The sequence below is a fragment of the Actinomadura sp. NPDC048032 genome (assembly GCF_040653175.1).
Taxonomy (GTDB): Bacteria; Actinomycetota; Actinomycetes; order Streptosporangiales; family Streptosporangiaceae; genus Spirillospora; species Spirillospora verrucosospora.
This window is the reverse complement of record NZ_JBEZJP010000001.1, coordinates 93,958-102,780: the sequence shown is the minus strand read 5'-3', so window position 1 is coordinate 102,780 and position 8,823 is coordinate 93,958. Positions and strand designations below refer to the sequence as shown.

Sequence of the window (8,823 nt, the reverse complement as noted above, 5' to 3'; positions counted from 1 at the left end):
GTACGGGCGCTGCAAGGACTGCCGCGAGGGGTAGCCGGGACGGGGGCGGCCGGGGCTGCTCGGCCATGGCGACGACCTCGGCGAGCTCCGCGCGGGCGCGGTCCGGGTCCGCCCCGGCGAGCCGGCGGGCCAGCTCGCAGAGGCGCCGCACCGCGGGGGCCATCTTGTCGCTGACGGTGCCGGAGACGACCATCAGGTCGGCCTGCCGCGGACCCGGCGCGAACGGGATGACGCCGAGCCGGATGAAGTCGTGCCTGCTCATCGACGTCGCGATGAACTCGATGGCGCAGCAGGCCAGGCCGAAGTTGAAGACCCACAGCGAGTAGCGGCGGCCCCAGTTGAGCACGAACCTGATCGGCTTGGGCGCGAGCCGCGACAGCGGCCCGACGCTCGGCGGGGGAAGATCGATGGTGCCCACGACGCCATTGTTACAGCGCCGGAGGGGTCAGACCCAGGACAGGACGCCCTTCTTGCCCGCGTAGGCGAGGCCCGCGGCCAGGAACGCCAGGAAGACGAACATCTCGCCGAGCGTCGTCGCGCCGTAGCCGGGGTCGGAGAAGACGGTCGCCCAGGGGAAGAGGAACACCGCGTCCACCGCGAACACCACGTAGAGGTAGGCGAAGACGTAATAGCGCACGTAGGAGTGGGCCCAGCCCTCGCCGACAGGGTCGACGCCGCACTCGTACGTCGTCAGCTTCTCGACCGTGGGACGATGGGGACGCAGCAACCGGTTCGCCGCGAGAGCTCCCCCGACGATCCCGGCGCCCGCGAGGAGCAACACGACCAGAACGACATATGTGTCGAAATAGTTATGCACCAGATCCTCCTCGTGTGCGTCACATCCAGTATCTCGCGAAGCAGCATCGAGAAGTGTGACGTGGTACCTCCACCCGGGAGGATCACAATGTCATGCTCTTGCTGCACACTAGGTTCGCATGGGTCGGTTTTGACCTGGAAGGACGTGACCGGATGAGCAACCCCCCGCCTCCCCCGGGCTGGGAATCCCCGGGTGGGGCCTCCTGGCCGCCTCCGCCGCCGCCAGCGGGCCCGGGCGGGCCCGGTCCCGGCGGACCCGGAGGCCCGGGCGGCCCGCCCCCGCCCGGCGGCTTCGGTGGTCCCGGAACGCCGCCCCCCTTCTTCCCCCCGCCCCCCGGCGGCCCGATGGGCCCGCCGATGCCTCCGCCGAAGCGCGGCGGTGGCGGCGGCCTGGTGATCGGCCTCATCGGCGGCGGCCTCGTCCTCCTTGTGATCATCGCGGTCGTGGTGTTCGTGGTGGCCAAGGGCGGCGGCAAGTCCCCCGAGGAGAAGCTGACCGCGGCCGCGACCAACATGGACGCCGCCCGCGCGGTCTCGCTGAAGGGCACGTTCGGCGGCAGCGAGACGCTGCGCGGCGAGCTGAACGTCACCAAGGGCGGCCGCGCGATGGGTCCGGTCACCTGGAACACCGACCAGGTCACCGTGCTGTCGGCCGACGGCAAGCTGTTCGTGAAGGGCGACAAGTCCTACTGGACGCGGCAGATCTCCTCCACCGACGACCCCTACTACCTCACCTCGGGTGAGCAGTGGGGCCGGCTGAGCGCGGACGAGCTCGACCTCGACTTCAAGGAGCAGCTGTCGCCCACGGCGCTGGCGAGCAAGATCCGCTCGGCCCGGCTGTCGCGCGTCAAGCCGATCGAGACGACCTGGATGGGCAAGAAGGCGCTCAAGTTCAGCACCTTCTCCTCCACGCTCTACATCACCGACGAGGACGACGCCGAGCTGATCCGCTACGAGGCGACCACGCCGCGGGTCGCGCTGGACGTCACCCCGAAGGACTCCGGCGACGCCTCGTCCCTCATCTCGGACATGCGCACCAGCATGGGCGAGCTGAAGGACGCCTTCAACGCCTCGTCCAAGCCGACGGTCGACGAGTGGAAGAAGGGCGGCTGCAACGGCAACTCCGGCTGCACGGTCGAGGCCAAGATCCGGCCGCCGTACGACGTGGAGAAGCCCGTCACGATCGACGTCCGGTTCCGGCTCACCGCCGGCACGCTGACCGGCCGCGACCTCGGCAACTGCACCGCGCGCATCACGATCTCCAGCTCCCTGTCCCAGTGGGCGAGCTGCCGGGTCGTGAGCAGCTCGTGGACGAGCTGGGCGAAGGCGACCGGCGGCACGTTCTACAAGCACGCCGAGTACAAGGTGATCGGCGCCACCTCCGCCGAGGTGTCCGCTCTGCAGAACGGCCTCGACAGCGAATGACGCCGCAGGTGAGGCGCCTCACGCGCTGATCCGCGCCGGCAAGGGTGCCCGGTGGCGCTCCTCCCGTTCCGGGAGGACGCGCCGCCGGGCACCCTTATGCTCTTTGTGGACGGCCCCTCCAGGGCCCGGCGGCCGCCCTTCCCCCCGGAACGTTTCGGAGCCCGTCGGCGCCCACCGGGGGACGCCTCCAGATCCCTTGCTTTGTGTCTGACGGTCGGGCCGGTACCTGGCCCCGGAAGTGAGCAGAGTGAGCCCCGAGTGAGCGCTGAACAGGACGAGCCGTCGCCGACGGCCTCTTCCCGACCCCCGTACCCGGACGAGTCCGGCGACGCCTCCCACCCGGACGGCGGCCCGCAGCAGGGCGCCCCCGTCCAGGAGGGCCCCCACCCGGGGGACGTCCGCGTCGCCGGCGGCCAGGCCCCACCCGGCGCGGCCGCTCCCACCGGTCCGGACGCGGCTCACACGGGCTCCCCCGGCTCGGATCCGGAGGCGACCCCCACCGATCCGCGCGGCACGCCCTCCTTCGTCCCCGCGGGCCCGCCCTCCGCCGCTCCGCCCGGCGCGGGCCTCCCGCCTGACGCGGGCTTCCCGGGCGAGCCGGGCGCGGCCTTCTCGCAGAGCGGTCCCGTCCCGCCGGGGCGCCAGCGCAGGCCCCGGGGCCGGCGCGTGGTGGTGTTCGCCGGGGCCGCGGCCGCCGTCGTGGTGGCCGGAGCGGTGGCGGCCGTGGCGCTCACCGGGGGCGAGGAGGCCCCGAAGCCGAAGCCGAAGGCGACCGCGCCGGCTCCTCCTCCGGCGTGGACGGTCGCGGCGGGCCGGGCCCTCACCTCCGGGACGGGCCTGCGCTACGACGGCACTCTGACGATCAACGGCCGGCCGGTCCAGGCGCGGCTGCGCGTGACCCCGGCGGGGGCGGCGAGCGGCACGCTCACCGCGGGCGTGCTGACGGCGGAGGTCGTCGCGATCGGCGGCGACACCTACCTCAGGGCCGGGACGGCGTTCTGGCAGACCTACGCGAGCGGCGTCGCGCACCCGGAGTACTACGCGGGACGCTGGTCCAAGGCGCCCGCCTCGGTGCCCGGTTTCGACGTCCCGGACGTCCTCGGGCCCAAGGCGATCGCCAGGTCGCTGGCGAAGTCCCCGGCGAAACCGCCCACGGAGAACGTGGGCGGCGTCCGCGCCTTCAAGGTCAAGGCGTCCGGCGCGGAGTACGTGCTCACGGCCCAGGCCCCGTACCGGCTGCTGGCGGTGCGCCCGGCCGGGCAGGCGGCGCAGCACTTCACCGTCGCGCCGGTGGCGGCCCCGGAGACGCTGTTCGCCGAACTGCGTCCGCGGGTGGCCCGGCTCGGAGGCGCGTTCGATCCCGGCCTGCGCTTCACGCCGGGGACGCTGGCGTTCAGCAACTGCGACCAGAACACCAGCGGCTGCACGGTGAGCATGCCCGCCACGCTCACCGAGCCCGCGACGGTGCCCGACGGCGCGCGGGCGGTGCTGCGTGCGGCGCTCTCCTCCAAGGGTGAGCCGCTCGGGTCGTGCTCGGGGGCGGGACCGGTCCCGGCCAACCGGTCGCTCGTCCTTCGCTGCACCGTGACGAGCAAACTGTGGCGGCACTGGATGCGCGCGGCCCTCGACAACCCCGGCTCCTACCCCTACGAGGCGAAGGCGCGCGTCGTAGGGGAGGCCGTCGACGTCGCCGACGTGCCGAAGCTCCTCGCCCGCGTCGACCGCGAGCGCAGGGCGGTGGTGAAGGCGGCCGCGGGCACGCCGGGCCCGACGGTGTCGGCCGAACCGTCGGTCAAGCGCTCGGAGCGACCGGAAATCGCCACATCTCAGACACCAGGGACACCGTGAGCCCCACGTGCAGGGGCGGTGCGGTCGAACGGGATTCCGGATGTCTACACTTCGGGTCGTGAACTCCACGCCTCTGGGGAGCGGATGCTCCTCGACGAGTCCCGCGCGGCCACTGGTCCGGCGTCTGCACGTCGACCTGTGCCGCCAGCGCAGCTGCCTGTGTTCGGGATGAACCCGGGGGCCCGTCCAGGTCGTATCGCCCGATAGGACCTGCGGAGCGTTCGCCGCCCGTCGCTCGCCTCCATGACGCGCGGCCACCGGCACCGGACGAGGAACGCGCGCCTTCCCCGCGCGGTCATCCCAGTGTGCGGCCCGTCACCGCTAACCCATCCCGTCCCGGACATACCATGAAGGTAAGCCTAAGTAGCATCACGATCCTGGGTGCCTCCCCCAGGACGGATGCTGCGCGTCGAGGAGGTCTTCCTCTGTGACCAAACAGGTCCAGCAGCTCGACCGCGTCATCATTCGCTTCGCCGGAGACTCCGGCGACGGCATGCAGCTGACCGGCGACCGCTTCACCCAGGAGACCGCGGCGTTCGGCAACGACCTTTCCACGTTGCCGAACTTCCCGGCCGAAATCCGCGCCCCCGCCGGGACCCTCCCCGGCGTGTCCAGTTTCCAGTTGCACTTCGCCGACCACGACATCCTGACCCCGGGCGACGCGCCCAACGTCCTGGTGGCGATGAACCCCGCCGCCCTCAAGGCGAACCTCGGGGATCTTCCGCACGGCGCCGACCTCATCGTCAACACCGACGAGTTCAGCAAGCGCAACCTCGCCAAGGTCGGCTACGCGGCCAGCCCCGTCGAGGACGGCTCGCTGTCGGAGTACCGGGTCCACGCGCTGCCGCTGACCTCGATGACGGTGAAGGCGCTCGAAGACTTCGACATCTCCAAGAAGGACGCCGAGCGCGCGAAGAACATGTTCGCGCTCGGCCTCCTGTCGTGGCTGTACCACCGTCCCACCGAGGGGACGCTGGCCTTCCTGGAGCGCAAGTTCGCCAGCAAGCCCGAGATCATGAAGGCCAACATCGCGGCCTTCCAGGCGGGCTGGTCCTACGGCGAGACGACCGAGGCGTTCTCGGTGCAGTACGAGATCAAGCCGGCCGAGCACGAGCCGGGGCTCTACCGCAACATCACCGGGAACCTCGCGCTGGCGTACGGGCTGGTCGCGGCGGGCGTGCAAAGCGGGCTGCCGATCTTCCTCGGCTCCTACCCGATCACGCCGGCGTCCGACATCCTGCACGAGATCTCCAAGCACAAGCGGTTCGGCGTCCGCACCTTCCAGGCCGAGGACGAGATCGCCGCGGTCGGCGCGGCGCTCGGCGCCTCGTTCGGCGGGTCGCTCGGCGTCACCACCACGTCGGGGCCCGGCGTCGCGCTCAAGAGCGAGACGATCGGCCTCGGCGTCGCGACCGAGCTTCCGCTGCTGGTCATCGACGTGCAGCGGGCCGGCCCGTCCACCGGGCTGCCGACCAAGACCGAGCAGGCCGACCTGCTGCAGGCCATGTACGGCCGCAACGGCGAGGCGCCCGTCCCGGTGATCGCGCCGCAGTCCCCGTCGGACTGCTTCGACGCGACGATCGAGGCGGCGCGGATCGCGGTGAAGTACCGCACGCCGGTGATCCTGCTGTCGGACGGCTACCTCGCCAACGGCTCCGAGCCGTGGCGGCTGCCGGACGTGGCGACGCTGCCGAAGATCGAGCCGAACTTCGCCGAGCCGTCGCAGGAGGAGTTCCAGCCGTTCGCGCGCGACCCGGAGACCCTCGCCCGCCCGTGGGCGGTCCCCGGCACGGCAGGGCTGGAGCACCGGATCGGCGGCCTGGAGAAGGCCGACGTCACCGGCAACATCTCCTACGACCCCGCCAACCACGACCGCATGGTCCGGCTCCGCCAGGCCAAGATCGACGGGATCGCGAACGACATCGAGCCGCTCGCCGTGGACGACCCGTCCGGCGCGGCCCGCGTCCTGGTGGTGGGCTGGGGCGGGACGTACGGGGCCATTTCCGCCGCCGTGCGGCGCGTGCGGGCGTCCGGGCGCGCCATCGCGCAGGCCCACCTGCGCCACCTCAACCCGTTCCCCGCGAACCTGCCCGAGGTCCTGCGCTCCTACGACAAGGTGATCGTCCCTGAGATCAACCTCGGCCAGCTCGGGCTGCTGCTGCGCGGCCGGCTGCTCATCGACGTGATCGGCTACAACCAGGTCCGCGGCCTGCCCTTCAAGGCCGAGGAGCTCCAGGGCGTCATCCAGGATGTGATCGACAGTGAGTGACAACGGAGCCCACGGCACCGTCCCCGCCAACGGCAACGGGTCCGCCAACGGCAACGGCAACGGACCGGCGGACGGCCGCGGCCTGCTCTCCCTCGTCCCGAAGGCGGACGGGAAGCAGACGATGAAGGACTTCAAGACCGACCAGGAGGTGCGCTGGTGCCCCGGGTGCGGTGACTACGCGATCCTCGCGGCCGTCCAGTCGTTCCTTCCCGAGCTCGGGCTGCGCCGCGAGAACATCACGTTCATCTCCGGCATCGGCTGCTCGTCGCGGTTCCCGTACTACATGAACACCTACGGGTTCCACTCGATCCACGGCCGCGCGCCCGCGATCGCGACGGGCCTCGCCACGTCCCGTCCCGACCTGTCGGTATGGGTGGTGACCGGGGACGGCGACTCGCTGTCCATCGGCGGCAACCACCTGATCCACGCGCTGCGCCGCAACGTCAACCTCAAGATCCTGCTGTTCAACAACCGGATCTACGGGCTGACGAAGGGCCAGTACTCGCCGACCTCGGAGATCGGCAAGATCACCAAGTCGACGCCGATGGGCTCGCTCGACGCCCCCTTCAACCCGCTGTCGCTCGCGATCGGCGCGGAGGGCACGTTCGTCGCCCGCACCATCGACTCCGACCGCAAGCACCTGCAGTCGGTCCTGCGGGCCGCCGCGCAGCACCGCGGCACCGCGCTCGTCGAGATCTACCAGAACTGCAACATCTTCAACGACGGCGCGTTCGACCCGCTGAAGGACGCGGACGTGCGCGACGACGTCACCGTCCGGCTGGAGCACGGCGAGCCCATCGTCTTCGGGGCGGACCGTGCCAAGGCGCTGCGCCGCACCCCGACCGGGTCGTTCGAGGTCGTGAACGTCGCCGACGTCGACCCGGCCGAGATCGCCGTGCACGACGCCCACAACCCGGACCCGTCGCAGGCGTTCGCGCTGTCGCGGCTGGACCAGCCGGCGTTCGAGCACACCCCGATCGGCGTCTTCCGGGACGTCGACCGCCCGTCCTACGACGAGCTGATGCGGGCCCAGCTCGACGAGGCCGTCCAGGCGCAGGGCGAGGGCGACCTCGCGGCCCTGCTCGGCAGCGGCGACACCTGGCGCATCGACTAGACGGCGTCTCCGCAGGCCCGGCCCCGCTTCACGGGGGCCGGGCCTTTTCGCGCTTGGAAGCCCCGCGAACGGGGCACGGTCTCCCACGTGCCGGTCGGCCGGCGATCCGCGGCGGTCTTCCGGGCGGGAGGCCGTGCGCGGCGGCGTCCTCGCCTGACAGACTGAGGAGATCACGAACCGGGAGGTGACGATGCGGGTCATACCGCGCCTGAACAAGGGTCGTCAGCGGGACGAGGAACCCGCACCGGTCCCGGCGCCTCCCGCCCCGTCCCCCGAACCCGCGGCTCCGGACCCGAGCCTGAAATGGCCGCCCCCGCCCGCACCGGTCCTCCCCGAAGACGCCGCCGCGACGACGCAGCCCCAACCGACGACCGCCCGGCCCCCTGCCCCCGTCCCGCCCGAGGACACCGCGCCCACCGCGGACACCCGTCCCATGAAGACCGGGTTCGAGCCGGGCCGCGACCCCGCTGAGGCGCTGGGGCAGGAGAGCCTCCGGGACGCGGGGCCGCGCTCCGAGGCCACGACGGCCGTTCTGCCCGCGGCCACGCGCCCCCTGGGCACGGAGGCCGAGAGGCGGCGGGCGCGGGCCGCCCAGCGGCAGCGGGAGGCCGCGGAGATGAAGCGGAGCCGGGCGGCGCGGCGGCAGGGCCGCCCGTACCGGGAGGCCGCGCCCGCGAGGGCCGCCGACCAGCACCGGTCGGCGATGCTGGTCATGGTGCTCACACTGGGACTGCTGATCGCGGCCGTCGCGGTGACCGGCGGGATGATCGCGTCCTCGATGCGGACGCGCCCGGTGACGCTGGCCGCCCCGCTGCACATCTACCCCGTCGCGCAGGTGCTGCCGGGCCCGTGCCCCGCCGGGACGCAGGGCATCACCGGGCAGGCCGCCACCGGGGTGACCTGCTACCGGCTCACCCAGGGGATCGCGATCCACAAGGTCGCCGACCTGCGCGTGCAGAAGTCGCGGGTGAAGCCCGGCGGGTACGACGTGGCGCTCACACTGCGCCCCGGCGACCGCCGCGCGTTCGCCGAGCTGACCCGGGCGACGGTCGGCCGCGACCTGGCCTTCGTCGTCCGCGACCGCCTCGTCACCCTGCCGCGCGTCGACATGGCCATCACCGACGGAAAGGTCGTCGTCACCGGCTCCCCCGACCGCCCCTCGGCCAACGCCCTGGTCCGCCAGCTGCGTTCTTAATTGCTTTTTCTCCTCCTTCGGGCCTGGCGGCCCTCCATCGTCGAAAAAGCGGGCGATCGCTGGCATCGCTCCGGCTCGCCTGGCGGCTCGCTGCGCGATCAGATTCTTGCTTCGCTCGAATCTGCCTTCGGACGCGATCGCCACCCTGAGGTTGTC

The 8,823-nt window shown here is 72.1% G+C and carries 6 protein-coding genes and 1 pseudogene; 5 read left to right on the top strand and 2 right to left on the bottom strand.

Annotation, left to right across the window (positions count from 1 at the left end; translation table 11 throughout):
• Positions 1-418 (bottom strand): annotated as a pseudogene (locus AB0C69_RS00500) (hypothetical protein); the annotation flags it as partial.
• A gap of 27 nt (positions 419-445) precedes the next feature.
• Positions 446-817, bottom strand: a complete 372-nt coding sequence (locus AB0C69_RS00495) for an NADH-quinone oxidoreductase subunit A (RefSeq protein ID WP_345178286.1) — start codon at positions 815-817, stop codon at positions 446-448.
• Between the two features lie 356 nt (positions 818-1,173).
• Here AB0C69_RS00495 and AB0C69_RS00490 point away from each other — a divergent pair, with 356 nt between their 5' ends.
• From AB0C69_RS00490 to AB0C69_RS00470, 5 genes are all read left to right on the top strand, one after another.
• Positions 1,174-2,241: a hypothetical protein gene (locus AB0C69_RS00490; RefSeq protein ID WP_345178283.1), complete on the top strand. Its 1,068-nt coding sequence runs from the start codon at positions 1,174-1,176 to the stop codon at positions 2,239-2,241.
• A gap of 258 nt (positions 2,242-2,499) precedes the next feature.
• Positions 2,500-4,089: a hypothetical protein gene (locus tag AB0C69_RS00485; RefSeq protein ID WP_360347830.1), complete on the top strand. Its 1,590-nt coding sequence runs from the start codon at positions 2,500-2,502 to the stop codon at positions 4,087-4,089.
• 427 nt (positions 4,090-4,516) lie between these two features.
• Entirely contained in the window at positions 4,517-6,358 is a 1,842-nt protein-coding gene (locus AB0C69_RS00480) for a 2-oxoacid:acceptor oxidoreductase subunit alpha (RefSeq protein ID WP_360347827.1), read from the top strand.
• Positions 6,359-6,440: 82 nt separating this feature from the next.
• Entirely contained in the window at positions 6,441-7,472 is a 1,032-nt protein-coding gene (locus AB0C69_RS00475) for a 2-oxoacid:ferredoxin oxidoreductase subunit beta (protein ID WP_360347841.1), read from the top strand.
• 190 nt (positions 7,473-7,662) lie between these two features.
• A complete protein-coding gene (locus AB0C69_RS00470; protein WP_360347824.1) occupies positions 7,663-8,667 on the top strand; it encodes a hypothetical protein in 1,005 nt (334 codons plus the stop codon).
• The last annotated feature ends 156 nt before the right edge of the window (positions 8,668-8,823 follow it).

Coding starts and splice junctions, on each gene's coding strand:
- AB0C69_RS00470 (WP_360347824.1), top strand. CDS start 7,663: ATGCGGGTCATACCGCGCCTGAACAAGGGTCGTCAGCGGGACGAGGAA.
- AB0C69_RS00490 (WP_345178283.1), top strand. CDS start 1,174: ATGCCTCCGCCGAAGCGCGGCGGTGGCGGCGGCCTGGTGATCGGCCTC.